This window comes from Solidesulfovibrio sp. (genome assembly GCF_029978005.1).
GTDB lineage: Bacteria > Desulfobacterota > Desulfovibrionia > Desulfovibrionales > Desulfovibrionaceae > Solidesulfovibrio.
In genome coordinates this window covers 24,413-43,476 of the sequence record NZ_JARKOZ010000013.1, presented here as the reverse complement: position 1 = coordinate 43,476, position 19,064 = coordinate 24,413, and the positions used below count along the sequence as shown (strand labels likewise).

The following is a 19,064-nucleotide window of genomic DNA, read 5'->3' as shown; positions in this document are numbered from 1 at the left end:
GGGGAAGCCCATGCGCCTGACCGACGCCGACCTGCTGGCGGAACTCGACCAGCCCGAATTCGCCGAGGTGCGGCGGGCCTTCGTGACGCGCCGCTACGCCAAGGGCCGGCAGGTCTTCTCCCCGCGCGAGGCGAAAAACCGGCTCTTCATCGTGGTGCGCGGCCGGGCCAGGGTCTACCTGGCCTACCGGGACAAGGAATTCACCATGGCCATCCTGGATGTGGGCGACGTCTACACCACCCACACCCGGGCCCACGTTTCGGCCCTGGACGACCTGGAGATCCTGGTGGCCGACATCGCCGCCGTGCGCCGCTTCCTGGCCGCCATGCCGGCCCTGACCACTTCCATGGTCAAGGTGCTCGGCGACTTGCTTTCCCACGCCTTCACAGTCATCGACGGCCTGGCCTTCCACGACGTGCGCAAGCGCTTGGTGCAGCTTCTGCTCCTGGAGGCGAGGCGCGCCCAGGCCGGCGGGCAGGGGGCCGTCTGCTTCGACCATGGGCTCAGCATCGAACAGCTGGCCAGCATCGTGGGCTCCTCGCGCCAGACCGTGTCCTCGCTGCTCAACGTCCTGGAGCGCGAGGGCGTGATCACCCTCAAGGCGCGCGGCGTCATCTGCGTGCCCGACCTGCCCGCCCTGGAAGCCCTGGCGGAATCCTAGTTTTTTTCTCGGAAATTTTTGCTCCCCACGATCCGGGCAATAGCCCTGAATCATGAGGCATCTCTTTCCTTGTCCCGCCGACGGGCCTGGAGATGCGGCCATTTGTCGGCCATCTGACAGACGCCGTTTTGCCAAAAAAGTAACCCTTGGCCCGCATTCGACGCTCCGGGCGCGACCGCGCTGCGGAGACGGCATCACGGGAGGATCGCATGGCCAAGGAACCGAAATCCGTCGAGGAACGCTCCCTCTGGGAGGACGCCCAAAGGATGCTCGAAAAGGCCGCCCGCGACGGGGTGACCACCGTCTGGGACAGGCTCGAGGAGCAGACCCCCCAGTGCGCTTTCTGCGACCAGGGCCTGACGTGCAACAAGTGCGTCATGGGCCCCTGCCGCATCAACACCAAGGGCCCCAAGCGCCGGCTTGGCGTGTGCGGGGCCGACGCGGACCTGACCGTGGCCCGCAATTTCGGCCGGTTCATCGCCGCCGGCGCGGCCTCCCACAGCGACCACGGCCGCGACCTCCTGGAGGCCCTGCACGGCGTCGGCACGGGCACGGCCCCGGCCTATGCCGTGCGCGATCCGCAAAAGCTCGCGCGCCTGTGCGTCGAGTGCGGCATCGACGTCGCCGGCCTGGACACGGCCGCGCAGGCCCGCGCCCTGGCCGAGGTCCTCTTCGCGGACTACGCCATGCGCGGCAAGGCGCTCGCCTTCGTCTCCCGGGCGCCGGAAAAGCGACGCGCCATCTGGGAAAAGACCGGCTCCACCCCGCGCGGCATCGACCGCGAATGCGTGGAGATGCTCCACCGCACCCACATGGGCGTGGACTGCGACCCGGCCTCCATCTGCCTGCACGCCGCCCGCACGGCCCTGGCCGACGGCTGGGGCGGCTCCATGATCGGCACCGAGCTCTCGGACGTGCTCTTCGGCACGCCAAAGCCCGCCAAGGCCGAGGCCAACCTCGGCGTGCTCTCGAAGACCAAGGTCAACATCCTGGTCCACGGCCACAGCCCCGTGGTTTCGGAAATGATCCTGGCCGCCGCGGGCGAGCCCGACATGCTCGCCGCCGCCAGGGCGGCCGGGGCCGAGGGCATCAACGTGGCCGGGCTTTGCTGCACCGGCAACGAGATGCTCATGCGCCAGGGCGTGCCCCTGGCCGGCAACCACCTCATGACCGAGCTGGCCCTGGTCACCGGGGCCGTGGAAATGATCGTGGTGGACTACCAGTGCGTCATGCCGAGCCTTGTGCCCATAAGCGCCTGCTACCACACCCGGTTCGTGACCACGTCGGACAAGGCCCGCTTCCCCGGGGCCACGCACCTGGAATTCACCCTGGAAAACGCCCTGGAAAAGGCCCGCGAGGCGGTGGCCCTCGCCATCGAGGCCTTTCCCCGCCGCGACCCGGCCCGGGTGGAGATCCCGGCCGAGCCGGTCTCCGTCACCACCGGCTTTTCCAACGAGGCCATCCTCGAAGCCTGCGGCGGCACGCCCGAGCCCCTGCTCAAGGCGGTCAAGATCGGCATGGTGCGCGGCGTGGTCGGCATCGTCGGCTGCAACAACCCCAAGATCAAGCACGACAGCCTGCTCGTGGGCCTGGCCCGGGAGCTGATCAAGCAGGACATCCTGGTCCTGGTCACGGGCTGCGCCACGGTGGCCATGGGCAAGGCCGGGCTCCTCGACGCCTCGGGCGCGGAGCAGGCCGGCGCGGGTCTGGCCGACTTCTGCGGCCACCTCGGCATCCCGCCGGTCCTGCACGTGGGCAGCTGCGTGGACAATTCCCGCATCCTCCACCTGTGCGCCCTGCTGGCCGACGCCCTGGACGTGGACATCGCCGACCTGCCCGTGGCCGCCAGCGCCCCGGAATGGTATTCGGAAAAGGCCGCCGCCATCGGGCTTTACGCCGTGGCCAGCGGCATCCCCACCCACCTCGGCCTGCCGCCCAACATCCTGGGCAGCCCGCTCGTGAGCGACCTGGCCCTGCGCGGCCTGGAGGACGTCTACGGCGCGGCCTTTATGGTGGAGTCCGACGCGGCCAAGGCGGCCGAGGCCATCGGCCGGAGCATCACGGCCAAGCGCCTGGCCCTGGGGCTCAACGACCGCTACGACGGCGCGGTCTATTCCTAGGCGCAGACCGGTTGCGGAGGTTCACGTGAAGATCGCCTTTGCCGGAAAAGGGGGCGTGGGCAAGACGACCCTGGCCGCCTGGATGGCCGATTACCTGGCCCGGCGCGGGGAGGACGTCTATCTGGTGGATGCGGACACGGCCGGCTCGCTCGGCGCGGCCTGCGGCCTGGGGCCCGAGGCGCTGCCGCCCCCCCTGGCCGCGCGCGAGCGGCTCGTGCGCGAGCGCATCGGGGAGGGGGCGTTTCTGGCGCTTACCCCGGAGGTGGGCGACCTGCCGGAGGCGCTCGGCGTGGACGTGCCCGTGGGGCTCGGGCCGCGCTACGCCGCGACGGTCGGCCGCAAGCGCCTGCTGGTCATGGGCGGCGTCGTTTCGGGCGGGTCGGGCTGCGCCTGCGCCGCCGGCACGCTGCTGCGGGCCGTCCTGCGCCACGTGCTCGGGGCCATGCCCGGCCACGTGCTCGTCGACTTCGAGGCCGGCGTGGAACACCTGGGCCGGGGCACGGCCGGGGACCTGGACGCGCTGGTGGTGGTCAGCGAGGAGAGCCGCCGGTCCCTGGACGTGGCGGCGCGGGTGTCGGCCATGGGGCGCGAGATCGGTCTGGCGCGGCAGGCGCTGGCCCTGACCCGGGGCGTTTCTTCCGTCGCGGCGACGGCCCTGGCCGCCCGGCCGGGGCTGCCGGAAGATGTCACGCGTGTGCCCTTGGTGGCGGAGCTGACCGCCCGACAGGCCGAGGACGGCTCGGTGCTGTCGCTCAATGCCGTGGCGGTGGCCGACGCGGCCTGCGCCGCGCTCCTGGCCAGGCTGGAGCGGGAACGTTCGGCGGCCTGAAAAGGAGGCGGGCGTCCGCCCCGGGAGGGACGGACGCCCGTGACGCCGCTACTTGAGGCAGCGCTTCCAGAAGAACAATCCGAAGAGAGCCAGAAACACCACTGCGCCAGCTATGGCGCCGACATCCATCAGACTCATGTCCGACTCCTTGGGGCGTCCCCAAGTCGCCGGCGGGCGGCTGCCGTCGTCCACCGGGTTTTTGTCCGGCGATCTCGTGTGGCGTCCGCGGCCCGGGCGCGCCTTCGAAGGAGTCCGGGTCTCGTCGATCAGGCTTGCGCCCCGCGAGGGGCGGGTTTCCGGTCAAAAAAACGTGACACGAGGGGCATTGGTTGTCGCGTTAGCTGCTTCCAGGGCCGGCCGACATCCCCACAACCCGGCGCGCCGCCTTGTCGGCGTCCGGCCCTGTCCTGACGCGACAGGCCGGACGCCCGGTCGGGCGGGCGCAAGTCCAGGGCTACGCCCGGCCCGGCCGGCTGGCAAGGGTTTCATGGGAAATAAATCACATTCGCAGGCGGAGCGCCGGCCGCTTCTGTCGTTAACAAAGCCGAATTGTTATAAAAATAAAATTATTTCCAGATTGAAATGAATCGAGTGCTGCGAGTGCCCCGCCCTCGCGGAGCAGCCGTCGCCGCATCCGTCCCGGCGGGGCCTCAGCCGGCGGCCACCCGGTTGCGACCCGCCTCCTTGGCCCGATAGAGCGCCTCGTCGGTCCGGCCCACCAGGGCGGCGGGGGATTCCCCGAGCGTGGCCTGGGCCACGCCGAAGCTGCAGGTCAGGCTGCCCGCGACCGGGAACAGGTGCTTCTCCACGACCGTCCGCAGCCGCTCGGCCAGGCGCGCGGCCACGTCCCGGTCCGCGCCGGGCGCGACGATGAGGAATTCCTCGCCGCCGTAGCGGCCGAGCGTGTCCCCGGACCGAACGTGTCCGCCGACGAGCCGCGTCAGCTCCACCAGCACCGCGTCCCCGGCCTGGTGGCCGTAGGTGTCGTTGATGGCCTTGAAGTGGTCGATGTCGAACATGACCACGGACAGGGGGAGGTCCTCCGCCATGGCGCGCCGCAGGTCGGATTCGAGCACGTCGTCGAGGCCGGCCCGGTTGGCGATGCCGGTCAGGGCGTCGGTGACGGCGCGAAGCAGCAGGGCACGGCGCTCCTCGGCCAGGGGGGTGATGTCGGTGAACGTCAGGATGCGCCGCTCCAGTTCCGGGAAGTCCGAGGCCGAGACGAGGAAGGTGCGCTGGCGGCCCTTCTCGCCGGGCAGCAGCGAAAAGACGGCCTGGTGCGTGGCCCCCTCGCGCGAGCCGATGAGCCTGACCCAGGCCAGGTCGGCCGGATCGTGGCGGCGGCCGTCGATCTCCAGGAAGCGGCCGGCGTGGCTGCCGGCCTTGAGCGCGGTCAGGCTCGGCGCGCCCAGGAAATTCAGGAAGGTTCGATTGATGTAGTCCACCTCGCCCGCGTCGCAGGTGAGGATGAAGTTGGGGTTGATGTCCAGGGTGAACTGGAAGAGCTGGGCCCGACTGGCCGCCGCCCGGGCCTCTGCCAGTCCCTTGCCCAGCCGGGTGAGCAGCCCGAGCAGCGCTTCGGCCTCTACGGGCTTGACCACGTAGCCGTCGATGCCGATGGCGATGGAGCGCAGGAAGAAGGAGGCGTCGCTGTGCGCCGTGACCATGACCACCGGCACGGCCTTGTCCATGGTCTTGATGGCCTCGGCCATGTCCAGTCCGTCCATGCGGGGCATGTTGATGTCCGTGACCACGATGTCGGGCCGCTCCTGCTTGAAGAGCTCCAGGCCCTCGGCCCCGTCCCCGGCCGTGCTCAGACGGCCGGCGAAGCGCGACAGCATGAGCCCCATCTGCTCCCGGGCGAGGAGGTCGTCCTCGACGACCAGGATGTGCAGGCGTGAAAGCTGTCGGTACTTCTGCTGGTAGGCGGCGTTTCTGGGCACGAGGTCATTCTCCTGGTGAAAGGGGGCTGGGTTCCGTCCCGGGGGCGGCCGGGGCCACGGGCACGCGCACGGCGAACCTGGCCCCGCCGGCGAAGTTGGCCGCGGTCAGGCCGCCCTGCATGTGCTCCTCGATGATGATCTTGGACATGTACAGGCCAAGGCCCGTGCCGCCGGTGTCGCTCTTGGTGGTGAAGTAGGGGTCGAACACGCGGGGGAGGGCGTCTTGGGGGATGCCGCCGCCGTTGTCGCGGACATGGACCACGGCCATGCCCCGGCGTTCCATGACCCGGATGGCGATGATGCCGCCCCGGTCGCGGTGGGCCTTTATGGCGTCCTTGGCGTTGCCGAGGAGGTTCAGCACGACCTGGGAGAATTCGCCGCGAAAGCCCACCACACGCGGGTCGCTGCGGGCCGTGAAACGCACGGCGATGCCGTGCTGGGCCAGGCTCGCCTCGATCAGGAGCAGGGAGTCGCTTGCGGCCTCCACCACGGAGAAGGCCTCGGGCTGCTTGTCGGGCCGGAAGAAGTTGCGGAAGTCGTCGATGGTGGCGGACATCTTGCGCAGGATGTCCCCGGCCTGGCGGTGGGCGGTCGCCAGCTCGGGCGTTTCTCCCCCGCAGGCGGCCTCCTGCTCGAAGCGCATGTTGGCCAGCAGGATGGACAGGGCGTTTAAGGGCTGGCGCCACTGGTGGGCGATGTTGCCGATCATCTCGCCCATGGCGGCCAGGCGCGTGCGGTTGAGGAGCAGGATGTCCTTCTGGCGGTTTTTCTCCGTGGCCTCGCGCACCCGGCGGGCCAGGCTCCGGTTGAGCGCCGTGATCTCCTCCTGCCGGGCGGCCAGGGTGGCCAGCACGCGCTTTCTCTCCGTGACGTCGCGCACGTTGGCCAGGATCACCGGCCGGTCGCCGAGCAGGATGCGGCGCAGGTAGACCTCCACGTAGAAGGCTCCGCCGTCGTGGGTCCGCCTGGCCTTCCATTCGAAGAAGCGTTCCTGGCCGGCCATGACGGCCTCCCAGGCTTCGCGCAGCCGTTGCATGGGGCTGTCCGGCGCGGAGATGTCCCGCTCGATGGAGAGCGTGGCGGCGTCCTCCCGGCGCAGGCCGAAGAGTTCCAGGGCCTTGTCGTTGAGGTCGAGGACGTTGCCTCGGGCGTCGTGCAGGAAGATGGCGTCGTAGGTGCTGTTGAACACCCGGCGGAAGCGTTCCTCCGAGGCCCGCAGGGCCGCGTCCGCGGCCCTGCGCTCGGTGATGTCCCGGTAGAAGCCCAGGATGGCCGGCCGGCCGCCGTAGCTGATGGACTGGGCGGAGATGTCCGTGAAAAAGATCGTGCCGTCGGCGCGCAGGCAGGCGATGTCCTCCAGCAGGCGCAGCCGGCCGGCCGCGATCGCCCCGAACAGTTCGAGGGAGCGTTCCCGATCCTCGGCCGGGTGCAGGTCCCAGGGCGAAAGGGCGGTCAGCGCCCGGGAATCGTAGCCGAACATGCGGCAGGCGGCGGCGTTGACGCGCACCACCGTGCGGCTGCCGATGTCGGCGATGACCAGGCCGTCGGAGGTCTCGTTGTAGATGGCCTCCAGCTCGGCGTTGGTCTCGCCCAGACGGGCCAGGGCGTTTTGGTAGGCCGTGACGTCGCGCCCCAGGATGACCATGCCCTTGGGACGGCCGTCCTCGTGGAAGAGCGGGGCCTTGATGACGTCGAAGTGCCGGACCTCGCCGCCGGCCGTGGTCAGGGACAGGCCGAAGACGTCGGGCCTGCGGGCGGCCCAGGCCCGAAAATCGGCGGCCTCCAGGGTTTCCAGGGCCTGCCGGTCGCCGGCGCAGCGCTCGGCCAGCTCGCGGCTGGTCAGCCCCGCCCAGTCCCTGCCGGCCAGGCCGAACACCCCGAGGATGGCCTGGTTGGCCACCACCCAGCGGCCGCCGGCGTCCTTGAAGCAGACCGGGTCGGGCATGGCCTCGACCAGGGAGCGCAGGCGCTGCTCGCTTTCGGCCAGGTTGCGGGCGGCCAGGCGGCGCTCGGAAGATTCCCGGGCCAGGACGAGCAGGTCGGCCAGGTTGCCGGCGAAGGCCAGTTCGTCGGCGTCGAAGCGGCGGGCCCCGCCGCCCTGTTCGAGCTTGAGCGCGCCGGCCAGGCGGCCGGAAAAACGCAGGGGGGCGTCGATGCAGGCCGTCACGCCGCGCGCGGTCAGAAGGGTCGCGGCCACCGGCCCGGCCAGGGGCCAGGTCGCAGCGTCGTGGACGGCCAACACCCGTTCGTGGGTCAGAGCGTCGCGATAATCCGACAGGCCGGCCAGGTCCAGGACCTGGCCCTCCTCGATGGCGGCGGCCCCGACGCCCAGGGCGCAGACCAGGCGGTCCCCGTCCGGAGACAGGAGCCATATGCTGGCCCTTTCCAGGTGCAGCACGGCCATGGCCCGGGCCAGAAGCGTGCGGGCGAAATCGTCGAATGCGCCGCCCTCCAGGGCCTTGAGCCGGGTCAGTTCGAGCACGGCCTGGGACTGGGCCCCCAGGCGGGCCAGGCGCGCGGCCAGCTCCGTCTCGCGCAGAGCGATTTCGTGGCGCAGGCGCTGATGGGGCCGGGCCACGGCGGCCACAACGGCCGCCCGGCAGCCCAGGCAATAGCCCACGAGCTTGGCCGTGTGGCCGAGGAGGTCGGGCCACAAGGAGCGGTCCCCCAAGACGGAGGCCGCCTCGGCCAGGGCCAGGCAGGTCAGCATGCCGAGGACCGGCCGGGTCACGTCCCGGCCGAGGCTGGCCCGGTCCCGGAGCAGGGCCGGGGCGGCCGCCGCGAAAAGCGCCAGGGCGGCCGGATGGGCCAGGCCGGCCAGGGAGGGGCCGGCCTGGGGGTCGATCGCCGGGGCCAGGCCCAGGAGCAGCCACAGAACGAGGTCGCCTCCGGCCACCAGAGCCAGGGCCGCCCAGGCGTCCAGGTGTCCTTTCGGCGAAATCCAGGCCCCGGCGCACAGCGCGACGGCCAGCCCCAGGTCGCCGGCCACGGGCAGGGCCTGGACCATGTCCCGGGACAGGGGAAGGCGCAGCAGGCCCGGGGCGGCCAGGACGTGGAGGGCGGCGATGCCGGCCGCCGCCAGGAAGGCCGGCCCCAGCAGCACGAAGAAATTGCGCTCCAGGTAGCGGCGGGCGTTCCACAGCACCAGAAACATCGCCGCGGCGGCGGCAAGGCAGGCCATTTGCGTCAGGGCATGGAAGGCGGCGCGGTCCAGCAGGCCGCAGGCGGCCAGCACGGCCGGCGCGGCCAGGGCCGCCAGGCCGGCCAGGACGGGAAGGAGGGCCGCGTTTCGGGCTGGGGACGGTTTGGGCGCGTCGCCGGGGCCGTTCATGCAGACGGAAAAGCGGGGGCGTCGTGGCGGCGACGTCCGGCAAGGGAAGTGGGCGAAGCTATGCGACGATTCACGGCGACTCCAGGGACGGCGACCCGGTCCGCAGGAACCGGAGTCTCGATTCTCATTATGGGGAGGCGGTCCAGGGGTCAAGGGGGGCGGTCGTTGACACGGCCCGGGGCCGGCGCTACAGCCCAGGCCGCGCCACGCCGTCGCGGGGACGGGGCGGCGCTATCGGGAGGCGCGCATGCACGGTGGCACTTTTCCCAGGTTCGCCCTTGTGGCGGCGGCTCTGGCCCTTGTCCTTTGCGGTTGCCAGAAGCAGCCTTCGTCTGCGCCCGTGGGGACGACGGCCGCGGTCCCGGCCGCGCCCGCGGCCGCCTCGCGCCTGGAGGCGGGCAAGCGGGCCGCCGCCGCCGGGGACTGCGCCAAGGCCATGGACGAGCTGGCCGAGGCGGCGCGCCTGGACGACGGCTCGGTCGAGGCCCGGCTCTACCTCGGCCTGTGCGCGGCCAAGACGGGCGACCTCGCCCGGGCCGAAAACGCGCTGGGCGAGGCCGCCGCGCGCGACCCGAACGACCCCAGGCCACTGGAGGCCCTGGGCATCGCCCTGTACGCGGCCGGCCGCCGCGACGCCGCCGGGCAGCGGCTGGCCGAGGCCGTCCGGCGCGGCTCCAGGAGCGCCCAAGTCCAGTATTATCTCGGGAATCTGGCCATGATCGCCGGCGACTGCCGCGAGGGCCTGACCGCCTATCGCAAGGCCATGATCCTCGACCCATCCTACGCCCCGGCCGTGACGGAATACAAAAACGCCCGCGTGTCCTGCGCCCGGGCCGAAACCCCTCCGGCCGAGCCGCCCGCGCTAAAGCCCGGGCCGAAACCCGCGCCAAAGCCCCAGCCCCAAGGCGCGCCCGCGCCGGCCGCCGCCGCGCCCGCCCCGGCCCAGGGAGCCGGCGGCGCCACGCATCCGTAGGACCCGAACCTTCCGGCTACATCTTCTCCAGGCGCACGTCCTCCATGGGACGACCCAGGAACCGTTCGCCGATCTCGCGAAAGCGTAGCGGCATGTCCGTGACGTGGAAGACGTGGCGCGGCGGGCCGTCGTTTCGGGCCAGGCCGAGCTCCGCCAGCACGGCGGCGGCCCGGTCGGCCATGGCCGTGGCCGAGTCTTGCAGGCGCACCTCCGGCCCGGTCACCGAGGCCAGAAGCGGGGCCAGAAGCGGATAGTGGGTGCAGCCCAGGATCAGGGTGTCGGGGCGCTCCTCGAGCACCGGGCGCAGGTACTCCTCGGCCACCATGCGGGTGGCCGGATGGTCGAGCCAGCCTTCCTCCACCAGGGGCACGAAGAGCGGACAGGCCTTGGCGATCACCTGGACGTCCGGCCCGCCGTAGAGTTCCAGGGCCTTTTCGTAGGCCCGGCTGGCCACGGTGGAGGGCGTGGCGATGATGCCGATGCGCCGGGTCTTGGTCACGGCCAGGGCGCTTTTCGCGCCGGCCGAAATGACCTCGATGACGGGCACGGGCGAGATGGAGGCGATGGCCGGCAGGGCCACGGCGGCCATGGTGTTGCAGGCCACGACCAGGAGCTTGACGTTTTTGGCCAGCAGGAAACGGGTGATCTGGGCGGCGTAGCGGGCCACGGTGTCCGGGGACTTGACGCCGTAGGGCACGCGGGCGGTGTCGCCGAAATAGACGATGCGTTCGCTCGGCAGGCGGTCCATGACGGCGCGGGCCACGGTGAGGCCGCCGACGCCCGAGTCGAAGATGCCGATGGGGCAGGTTGCGTCGCAGTGCACGGAAAGGGCCTTTGGGCGCGGATTCGACGCCGGGGCGTCATGCGCACGACCGCGCTACACCCCGGTCCGGGGGCGGCGTCAAGCCTTTTGTGGCCCAAGGCCGCCCAGGCGGCGGACCAGGGCGAACTCCTCGGCCGAAACGGGCATGACCGACAGGCGCGAGCCCTTGCGCAAAAGCTCCATGCCGGCAAGCTCCGGCTCACGGCGCATGGCGGCAAGCGTCACCGGCGCGGCGAAGCGAGCGGCGAGACGCACGTCCACCATGAACCAGACCGGGTCTTCGGGCGTGGCCCTGGGGTCGAAATGGCGGTCGTCCGGGTCCAGGGCCGTGGGGTCCGGGTAGGCCTCGCGCACGATTTCCGCCACGCCCACGGCCGAGGGATTGACGACGCTGTGATAGAAAAGCGCCAGATCGCCCACGGCCATCTCGCGCAGGAAGTTGCGGGCCTGATAGTTGCGCACCCCGTCCCAGGCGGTGGTTTGGCCCGGGGCGGCGGCCAGGTCGTCGATGGAAAAGCAGCCCGGTTCGGTCTTGAGCAGCCAGTGGCGCGGCATGGAGTCCTCTCGGAAAAAATGTCGGTCTAGCCCAGGCGGCCGATCTCGGTCTTGCAGGCGTCGTCCCACTCCAGGCAGTCGAGTTCGGCGATGGCCTCGAACCGGCCCAGGCAGCGCTGGCAGGTCGTTTCCACGCGGGCCTGGCTCCCGGCCACGTCCTTTCGGCCGGCCTCGACGCGGACCTTTTCGCCGCAACCCGGGCAGGTGGCCTCGAAAACGGCTTTCTCGTGCGACATGTCGTCCTCCTTGGCGGGGGAATGCCCCGCCGGCGAGCATATCCCAATGACAGGGCCCCGGGCAATGGCCGGTCGGGTCAGGCCGGGGCCTTGCCGCTCCGGGCCGCGACGCGGCGGATGACCTCGGCCAGGGCGCCCGTCTCCACGGGCTTGGACACGTGGTCGTCGATGCCGGCGGCCAGGAAGCGCTCCCGGTCCACGGGCATGGCGCAGGCCGTGAGCGCCACGATGGGCACGTCCGGCCGGGGCGTCCGGCCGGCCCGGATGGCCCGGGTGGCCTCCAGGCCGTCCATGACGGGCATCTGGATGTCCATGAACACGAGGTCGATGGCGCTTTCCTGCAAACGGGCCAGGGCCTGGCGGCCGTTTTCGGCCGTGACCACGTCGTGGCCGAGTTTTTCGAGCATGCGCCTGCCGGCCAGGAGATTGACCATGTCGTCCTCCACCAGCAGGATGCGCAGCTTTTTTCCCGGCCCCGGTTCGGGCGGGGTCGGGCGTTCCCGGGTGGGCTGGACCCCGGGCAGGCCCAGGGCCAGGGACAGGCAAAACGACGCGCCCTGGCCTTCCTCGCTGTCGATGGTCAGGTCGGCGTCCATGAGCCGGGCCAGGCGGCGCACGATGGAAAGGCCCAGGCCTGCGCCCTGGAACCGGCGGGTGTAGGCCCCATCGCCCTGGACAAAGGGTTCGAGGACCTCGTCGAGCCGCTCGGGAGGAATGCCGATGCCCGTGTCCACGACGCAAAAAAGCACTCGGACCCGGGCTGTCTCGTGGCGCACCAGGGAGGCTTCCACCCGCACGGAGCCCGCTTCCGTGAACTTGACGGCGTTGCCCACGAGGTTGAACAGGATCTGGCGCAGCCGGACCTCGTCGCCGACGAGCTCGGCCGGCAGGCGCGAATCCACGTCGAAGATCAGGTCGATGCCCTTGTCCCGGGCGGTCGCGGCGAAAAGGTCCAGGACCGCCCCGCGCAGGCCCGCCAGGGCGAACGGGGCCTCCTTGATGATCAGCTTGCCGGCCTCGATGCGGGAGAGGTCCAGGATGTCGGAGAGCAGGCGCGTCAGGCGCAGGGAGGACAGGGTGGCGGCCTGGACGTACTCGGCCTGCTCGGGGTCCAGGCGCGTGGTGCCCATGAGCTGGAGCATGCCGAGCACGCCGTTTAAGGGCGTGCGGATCTCGTGGCTCATGTTGGCCAGGAATTCCGACTTGGCGCGGTTGGCGATCTCGGCCGCCTCCTTGGCCGTGACCAGGGCCTCCTCGGCCTGCCGCCGCTCCAGTTCGCTGCCGGCCCGGGCCCCGGCCATGGTCAGCATGGACTCGACCAGGCGCTGGTTGGTCAGGGGCTTGCGGCCCACGGCGGCGATGAGGCCGTTCGGGCGGCCGGCGCTGTCCCACAGGGTGACGCCCACGTAGCTCTCGGCCTGCAGGTCGACCAGCATCCCGTCCTTGGGGAAAAGCGCCTGCACGCCCCGGGGAAAGCTCAGCACGGCGTTGCCGAGGGCCAGGCCGCAGGGCGTGTCGGCCAAGTCGTAAGCCATGTTGTCCTCGAAACGGCCGTCGTGGTACACGGCCAGGGTGGCGGCGCGCCGGCCGTTGGCCTCCAGCCGGTCGACGCACACGAATTCGACCCGCAGCGCCTTGGCCAGGTATTCGGCCAGGGACTGGAAGAAGTCCCGGCCGTCCTGGGCGTGGCCGCAGGTGGCCACGAAGGCCAGGGCCTGCTCCATGGTCTTGCGTTCGGTGATGTCCTGCATGGTACGCCGCAGCCCGGCGATGCGGCCGTCGGCGTCCCTGACCACCTCGCACCGGGAGCTGATCCAGATGGGCTCGCCGTCGCGCAGGGCCTGCAGATCCAGGCTGAAGCCCCGCCCCGTGCGCAGGGCGTCCTCCAGGGCCGCGTTCAAGCGCAGCCAGTCCTGTTCCGGGTACAGGCGGCCGCGCTGTTCGTCGAACGACGGCAGGGGCGCGCTGGCGGGCAGCCCGAAGATGGCGCGCAGCTCCTCGGAGGCGGTGCTGAGGCCGGTGCGGGCGTCATAATAGATGCTGCCGACATGGGCCAGACGCTGGGCGCTGCGCAACTCCTGTTCCGCCTGGCGCAGGGCGTCCTTGGCCTTTCTGCGTTCGGTGACGTCCTGGAAATAGATCGTCAGGCCCCCGTCTTCGCGGGGACGGCAGCGGTTGTGGAACCAACGTCCCCAGGGCGCGTAGTAGTATTCGAAGTCCCTGGGCTCGCCGGCGGCCGCCCGGCGGCATTCGGTCTCGAAGAAGGAGCCGAGGAGCACCGGAAAGACGTCCCAGCAGACCTTGCCGAGCAGGGATTCCCGGCGCATGCCGAGGAGCCGCTCGGCGCAGGGGTTGACGTAGAGGTAGCGCCAGCGGGCGTCGAAGGAGAGCACGCCGTCCGCGATGCTGTCCAGGGTGGCGGCGAGCTGGCGTTCCGCATTCTTGCGTTCCGTGACGTCGAGGAGGATGCCCCGGTAGCACCGCACGCCGCCGTCGGGGTCGAGCACCGGGCGGCCCACGGACAGCATCCAGCGCTCCCGGTCCTTGGGCAGGGCCGTGCGCCACTCCGCGGTGATGGGGCTGCCGCTGGCCTGGGCCGCCAGGAAGGCCGCCTCGGCCGCGCTTCGGTCCGCGGGATGCACGGCCATCTGCCAGGCCTTTTGGGCATGCAGCGAGGTCGACTTGTCCAGGCCCAGGAGGTCCCATACCTGGTCGGACCACGCACTCTCCCTGGTCTGCGGATTCCATTCCCAGATGCCGGCCCGGGCCGTGTCGAGAGCCAGAACCAGTCGATCGGACGATTCCTTGAGGGCCACCTCCAGCCGGGAGCGCTCGGTGACGTCCGTGAAGATGCAATGGGTGCGCTCGAAGCCCCCGGCGGCGTCGCGCTGGATGCGGCCGGAAAAGCTCGCTCGCACGAGGCGGCCGTCCTTGGCCAGCAGTTCGAACACGACGTCGTCGATGACGCCGGCATCCTTGAACTGCGGGAAGTTGCGCTGGAAATGCCCGACGAACTCCGACGGCAGGAAGTCGCAGATGGATCGGCCCACCACCTCGTGCTTTTCGTAGCCCAGGGTGTCGAGCCACTTCCGGTTGACGTCGAGGATGCGGCCGTCGACGTCCAGGGACTGGTAGGCCAGGGGGGCGTTTTCGAAGAGCTTGCGGAAGCGGGCCTCGCTTTCCCGCAGTTCCTCGTCCATATGCTCGCGCTCGGCGGCGTCGCGTTCGGTTGCCGACGCCCCGGAGCGGGCAGTGCCGGAATCGTCCGCCCCCGGGCCGTTCTCGGGCGGCGTATGCCCGCGCCTGTTCGGGGCGGCGTCGCTGTCGCTCATGCCTCCTGCCTCCGCTTCGTGCACGAAAACATCCGGCCGCACACGACGACCTTTTTTCAAGACGGGTTGCACTTACATTAGCATTGGTCGCCGGGGCCAGGCAACGGCCGGCATGGGGCGGCCTTGACGCCGCTGTCTCCCCGGGCGCATCATGTCGCTTGAGGTGCAACGTTCATCCCGGAGGGGAGATGCGCGCCGCCGTCAGCCTCTTTCCTGTCCTCGCCGCCGAAGGCCTGCGCCACGCGTTCGCCGCGTCGCGAAGCATGGCCGGCTCTTGCCCGCCCGATGCGGCGCAAAGCTCCGTCGTCCTCGTCGAGGCCGCCCAGCCCCTGGGCGCGGCCTGCATGGCCGACGGCCACGCCCGGGCCACGGGCCGCTTCGGCGTCTGCCTGGCGGCAGACGCCGCGCAGGCCGCGGCCATGGCCCCGGCGGCGGCAGCGGCCCGGGCCGACGCCTCGCCCGTGCTTTTCATTTCCGCGTCTCCCGATCTTGCCGCGTCCCTCGCAAACGGGCCTTCCTTGCTGGCTCCGGCCATGGCGGCGTCTTACATCGTGGAAGACCCGCGCCGGCTCCAGGGCCGTCTGCGGGCCGCCCTGACCCGGATGCTGGCCGGGGCGCAGGGGCCGACGCTCCTTGGCCTGCCTGCCGACGGCACGCCGGACGCGCCCGGGGACGGGGCCTGGACGCCCCTGGACGAGGCCGTCTACCGGCCGCGCTACGCGGACGCGGCGGCCGTGGAGCGGTTGTGGCGCGTCCTCGTGCCGGAAGGCGGCGATTTCACGCCGACGCGCCTGGCCGTGCTGGCCGGGGCCGGGGTGGAACGGGACGGGGCTGTGCGGCGGCTCATCGCCTTTGCCGAGCAGTTCGAGATTCCCGTGGCCACCACGGCGCGGGGCAAGGGGGCCTTTCCCGGCGACCATCGGTTGCATCTCGGCGTCTTCGGCCCGGGCGGACATGATCCGGCGGCCGGGGCGCTGCTGTCGCCGCGTCTGGAGACCCTGGTGGTCCTCGGCTGCGGCCTGCCCGAGGAGGACGGCCCGGACTGGGAGAGGTTGGCCGCTCCTTCGCGCCGGCTGGTCCAGGTGGACGCGGACCCCGGCGTCATCGGCCGTTCCTTCGGCGTGGACGTGCCCGTGGCCGGGGACTGCCGCACGGCGCTTACGCTCATGCTGGAGGGCGGCTCGGCCAGGATCAACCGGCTGCGGGCGGGCAACCAGGCCCGTGCCGCCTGGCTGCGCCAACTGCGCGGCGAAGTCCCGGGCCGTCCTGAACCGGCGGACCCGGCCGGGGACGAGGCCGCGCCGTCCCCGCCTGCCGTGGCCGAGGCCCTGCGCCGGGCGCTATCCCGCGACGGCTGTCTCGTCGTCGATCCGGGGCCGGTGCGGCAGGTCTTCACCCGCGCCTTTACGGTCTATCGGCCCCAAGCCTATTTCACGGCCTCGGAGGTCGCGCCGGCGGGCTGGGCCGTGGCGGCGGCCGTGGGCGTCCGGCTCGCCTTGCCGCAACGCCCCGTGGCCTGCGTGACGGACGTATCGGGCATGCTGTCCCTCGGCGCGGAGGTCGTCACGGCGGCGCGCCTCGGCCTGCCGGTCCTGTTCGTGGTGCTCGGCCAGGGCTCGCCGGCCGCGTGCGGGGTCGACTTCGCCGCGCTGGGCCGGTCCCTGGGCGCGCGGGGCCTGACCGTGGCCCGCGCCGGGGAGCTCGACGCCGCCCTGGCCGAGGGCCTGGCCGGGCCGGGACCGTGCCTGGCGCAGGTGCGTTGCGCCGCCCCGGCGTCGCCGGGGCTCCCCCAAGGAGTGGACGCGGCCCCGGCCTCGGGGTAAGGCAGGCGCTGCTTCCCCAACTCCAACCCTTCGGAACGCATGGACGACCGCATGCCGCGACGCGCCATCCCCTGGATCGGCGCGGGCCTCGCCCTGACCCTTGCCTGGGCCGTCCCCGGTTTCCTGGCGGGACGTTTCCCGACCTTCTACGCCGCCTGCGCCCTGGCCGGCCTCGCCCTGTCCTTCACGGGCGCGTTCGCGGGACGGCGGGCGCTGCTTTCGGGCCTTGGCGGCTTCCTGTGCGCCTGGCTGCTCCTCGGCATCGCGCCGGACGTGGTCGCCGAGCTGCGCGGCGCCCGCGACGCCCTGGTCCACGGCCTCGTGCCCTCCCTCATCGACGGCCGCGAAACGGTCAAGATTTGGCTCCTGACCCAGGGGCGCGGCATCTATCCGGACATGCGGGACTACCCGTTCCTGGTGACGCTCTACACGCCCATCTACCATTCCCTGGCCGCCCTGGCCGCCCGGACCGTGGTCCCGGGCGACGTGGCCGGCGGCGGGCATCTGGTGAGCTACGTCGGCTGGGCCGGGCTTCTGGGCGTCATGGCCTGGATCACCCGCCGCGAGGCGCGAAGCCTGTTTCTGGCCGCCCTAGTCCCCTTGAGCTTCGCTGCCGGGCCCTACATGGCCGGCTACATCCGCCAGATCCGGCCGGACCTGCTCGCCTGGTCCCTGGCCTTCGCCGCGACGGGGCTTTTCGCGGCCAAGGCCAGGGACCGGGTGACCCGGGACTGGCCGGTGGCCGCCGCCGTGTGCATGGCCGCCGCGCTTTTCACCAAGCAGCAGACCGTGGCCGTGTGCTGCGGACTGGTCACCGCCTGTCTGGTCGGGCAGGCGAGTGTGGGCCTTTGCCTGCGTTTCGCCGCGCTGACCGGGGTCATGGGCCTGGCGGCCGGCGCGGCCCTGTACCGGATCACGGACGGGGCCTTTTTGCTCCACTGCGTCATCTACCCGGCCCGGCTCGCCGCCGACGCCTCCATCACCAACCTGGACAACGCCTGGCCGCGCCTGGCCGCCTTTGCCCGGGCCTACTGGGGGCTTCTCGCCCTTTTTCTCCTGGCCCTGGCCGACGACGTCCGGCGGCGTCGGCTGCATCTTTTGGACTGGCTGGCCCTGGTCCATGCGCCCTTCCTAGTCAAGCTCGTGGCGACCTGGGGCGCTGACACCAACTATTTCCTGGGCTTTTGCATCATCCTGACCCTGCGGGCCGGCGCGCTCCTGGGCGAATTGCGGGCGGCCGGGGAGCGCGGCCGGGCTGCGGCCCTGGCCCTGGCCCTGCTCCTCTCGCCCCTGACGCCCGTGCCCCGGGACGCGGCCGGGGAGGGGGGCGCGGCCGCGGCCGCCGCCCGGGACGAGGCTCTGAGGCGCGCCGTGGGCGGGGCCGAGGCCCTGGTCAACGCCGAGGGGGCAGCGCCGCTTCTGGCCGGCGGCGGCGGGAAGCTCTTTTTCTTCGACGCCACGGAAAGCCAGTTCTTCGAGCGGGTCGGGCTGTGGTCCTTCGGGGATTCCCGGCTGGCCCGGGACATCGCCGCCCGGCGGTTCCCGGTGGTGGTGCTGCGCCCCACCTTCCAGGACCCGCAGGTCCTGCGCGCCATCGAGAACACCTACGCCCTGGCCGAGACCCTGCCCGACTACGCCGTCTACCGGCCAAAGCAGGGGGACATCGTGGTGCTGGCCGACCCCCTGGCCCCGGCGGCGGCCGGGCCGGTGCGCCTGGCCGAAAGCCGGGGCGTCGAGGCCGGGACGGGCTTCGGGGCGCGCTTCGTCGGCCGGCGCGCCGAGGCGCAAACGGCCGAGATCGTCTACGCCGTGGCCGCGCCGCGACCGGTGGCCCGGGCCGGGCTGACCTTCTACCCCAAAGTGTCCTCGCCCGGACCGGAGAGCTTCGTCGAGGCCTCCTGGTCCGCCGACGGCGTCAGTTACCACCCCTTCGCCCGCTACGCCGGGTCGGGAAACGACAACGCCACCGGGCTCTTCGAGCCCTGCCTGGAGGCCGGCTTCGCGCCCGACGCGGCCTCCTTCTTCGTCCGCTTCACGCTGTCCGGCAGCGCCAGGCTGTGGACCGGCGACGGCGCGGCCATGCTGCTGACGCTGCGCGATCGTGAGGGACCCTGACGCGGCATGGGGCGACCGGGAACCCGGGGCTCGTCCGGGAGCCGGTGATCGGGGGGTGCGACGCGTTGCAGATTTGCCGCAGAATCGTCTGCCAGCCGCCATGTCGTGTTGCAGAAACACCATCGACGCGGTCAGGTATGTTGCATATTTGCATGGTATGATGCGAATACGCAACAAGTGCCTCCCCGCCAGCCCCGGAAACCGATGCGGTCCGTGACGGCTTTCCGGTCAATTTCATCAATGAAAAAAGAGCGCTAACCCGAGCCCGCAACCGGCGCTCCCGCCCGTAGCATGCATTTTGCTGCACTGCATACCGGCGGTTG

The 19,064-nt window shown here is 71.4% G+C and carries 13 protein-coding genes; 6 read left to right on the top strand and 7 right to left on the bottom strand.

The genetic code is table 11. The annotated features are described in order from the left end of the window. The 3 genes from Q1K70_RS01535 to Q1K70_RS01525 all read left to right on the top strand — a co-directional run. A partial coding sequence (locus Q1K70_RS01535; protein ID WP_300154779.1) for a Crp/Fnr family transcriptional regulator occupies window positions 1-661 on the top strand: 661 nt, incomplete at its 5' end. 209 nt (window positions 662-870) lie between these two features. Further along, window positions 871-2,781 carry an anaerobic carbon-monoxide dehydrogenase catalytic subunit gene (gene cooS, locus Q1K70_RS01530; protein WP_300154776.1) on the top strand — a complete coding sequence of 637 codons (1,911 nt, stop codon included), beginning with the start codon at window positions 871-873 and terminating at the stop codon, window positions 2,779-2,781. Between the two features lie 25 nt (window positions 2,782-2,806). Next, a complete protein-coding gene (locus Q1K70_RS01525) occupies window positions 2,807-3,610 on the top strand; it encodes an ArsA-related P-loop ATPase (RefSeq protein WP_300154773.1) in 804 nt (267 codons plus the stop codon). 48 nt (window positions 3,611-3,658) lie between these two features. On the opposite strand, the gene Q1K70_RS01520 is transcribed toward Q1K70_RS01525, so the two are convergent. The 3 genes from Q1K70_RS01520 to Q1K70_RS01510 form a co-directional block, all read right to left on the bottom strand. After that, complete coding sequence (locus tag Q1K70_RS01520) at window positions 3,659-3,748, bottom strand: LPXTG cell wall anchor domain-containing protein (RefSeq protein WP_300154770.1); 90 nt, start codon at window positions 3,746-3,748, stop codon at window positions 3,659-3,661. Between the two features lie 512 nt (window positions 3,749-4,260). Then, window positions 4,261-5,553, bottom strand: a complete 1,293-nt coding sequence (locus tag Q1K70_RS01515; RefSeq protein ID WP_300154767.1) for a diguanylate cyclase — start codon at window positions 5,551-5,553, stop codon at window positions 4,261-4,263. A gap of 4 nt (window positions 5,554-5,557) precedes the next feature. Continuing rightward, window positions 5,558-8,884, bottom strand: coding sequence for a PAS domain S-box protein (locus Q1K70_RS01510; RefSeq protein ID WP_300154763.1), 3,327 nt, complete (start codon window positions 8,882-8,884; stop codon window positions 5,558-5,560). 247 nt (window positions 8,885-9,131) lie between these two features. On the opposite strand from Q1K70_RS01510, the gene Q1K70_RS01505 reads away from it, so the two are divergent. Beyond that, on the top strand, window positions 9,132-9,857 hold the full coding sequence (locus Q1K70_RS01505; RefSeq protein WP_300154760.1) for a tetratricopeptide repeat protein: 726 nt from the start codon (window positions 9,132-9,134) through the stop codon (window positions 9,855-9,857). A gap of 16 nt (window positions 9,858-9,873) precedes the next feature. Here Q1K70_RS01505 and murI read toward each other — a convergent pair whose 3' ends face one another. The 4 genes from murI to Q1K70_RS01485 form a co-directional block, all read right to left on the bottom strand. Continuing rightward, the gene (murI, locus tag Q1K70_RS01500; protein WP_300154757.1) at window positions 9,874-10,680 is read right to left on the bottom strand and encodes a glutamate racemase; all 807 of its coding nucleotides are present in this window, start codon (window positions 10,678-10,680) and stop codon (window positions 9,874-9,876) included. A gap of 78 nt (window positions 10,681-10,758) precedes the next feature. After that, the gene (locus tag Q1K70_RS01495) at window positions 10,759-11,235 is read right to left on the bottom strand and encodes an EVE domain-containing protein (protein WP_300154754.1); all 477 of its coding nucleotides are present in this window, start codon (window positions 11,233-11,235) and stop codon (window positions 10,759-10,761) included. Between the two features lie 26 nt (window positions 11,236-11,261). Then, window positions 11,262-11,471 carry a hypothetical protein gene (locus Q1K70_RS01490; protein WP_300154752.1) on the bottom strand — a complete coding sequence of 70 codons (210 nt, stop codon included), beginning with the start codon at window positions 11,469-11,471 and terminating at the stop codon, window positions 11,262-11,264. Window positions 11,472-11,548: 77 nt separating this feature from the next. Next, window positions 11,549-14,803 (bottom strand): PAS domain S-box protein, encoded by a 3,255-nt coding sequence (locus Q1K70_RS01485; protein ID WP_300154749.1) that lies wholly within the window; start codon window positions 14,801-14,803, stop codon window positions 11,549-11,551. Between the two features lie 188 nt (window positions 14,804-14,991). On the opposite strand from Q1K70_RS01485, the gene Q1K70_RS01480 reads away from it, so the two are divergent. Both Q1K70_RS01480 and Q1K70_RS01475 read left to right on the top strand, forming a co-directional pair. Then, window positions 14,992-16,626, top strand: coding sequence for a thiamine pyrophosphate-dependent enzyme (locus Q1K70_RS01480; protein WP_300154746.1), 1,635 nt, complete (start codon window positions 14,992-14,994; stop codon window positions 16,624-16,626). Between the two features lie 51 nt (window positions 16,627-16,677). Further along, window positions 16,678-18,741 (top strand): hypothetical protein, encoded by a 2,064-nt coding sequence (locus Q1K70_RS01475; protein ID WP_300154743.1) that lies wholly within the window; start codon window positions 16,678-16,680, stop codon window positions 18,739-18,741. Window positions 18,742-19,064: the final 323 nt, after the last annotated feature.

Coding starts and splice junctions, on each gene's coding strand:
- cooS (WP_300154776.1), top strand. CDS start 871: ATGGCCAAGGAACCGAAATCCGTCGAGGAACGCTCCCTCTGGGAGGAC.
- Q1K70_RS01520 (WP_300154770.1), bottom strand. CDS start 3,748: ATGAGTCTGATGGATGTCGGCGCCATAGCTGGCGCAGTGGTGTTTCTG.
- Q1K70_RS01510 (WP_300154763.1), bottom strand. CDS start 8,884: ATGAACGGCCCCGGCGACGCGCCCAAACCGTCCCCAGCCCGAAACGCG.
- Q1K70_RS01505 (WP_300154760.1), top strand. CDS start 9,132: ATGCACGGTGGCACTTTTCCCAGGTTCGCCCTTGTGGCGGCGGCTCTG.
- Q1K70_RS01495 (WP_300154754.1), bottom strand. CDS start 11,235: ATGCCGCGCCACTGGCTGCTCAAGACCGAACCGGGCTGCTTTTCCATC.
- Q1K70_RS01490 (WP_300154752.1), bottom strand. CDS start 11,471: ATGTCGCACGAGAAAGCCGTTTTCGAGGCCACCTGCCCGGGTTGCGGC.
- Q1K70_RS01485 (WP_300154749.1), bottom strand. CDS start 14,803: ATGAGCGACAGCGACGCCGCCCCGAACAGGCGCGGGCATACGCCGCCC.
- Q1K70_RS01480 (WP_300154746.1), top strand. CDS start 14,992: ATGCGCGCCGCCGTCAGCCTCTTTCCTGTCCTCGCCGCCGAAGGCCTG.
- Q1K70_RS01475 (WP_300154743.1), top strand. CDS start 16,678: ATGCCGCGACGCGCCATCCCCTGGATCGGCGCGGGCCTCGCCCTGACC.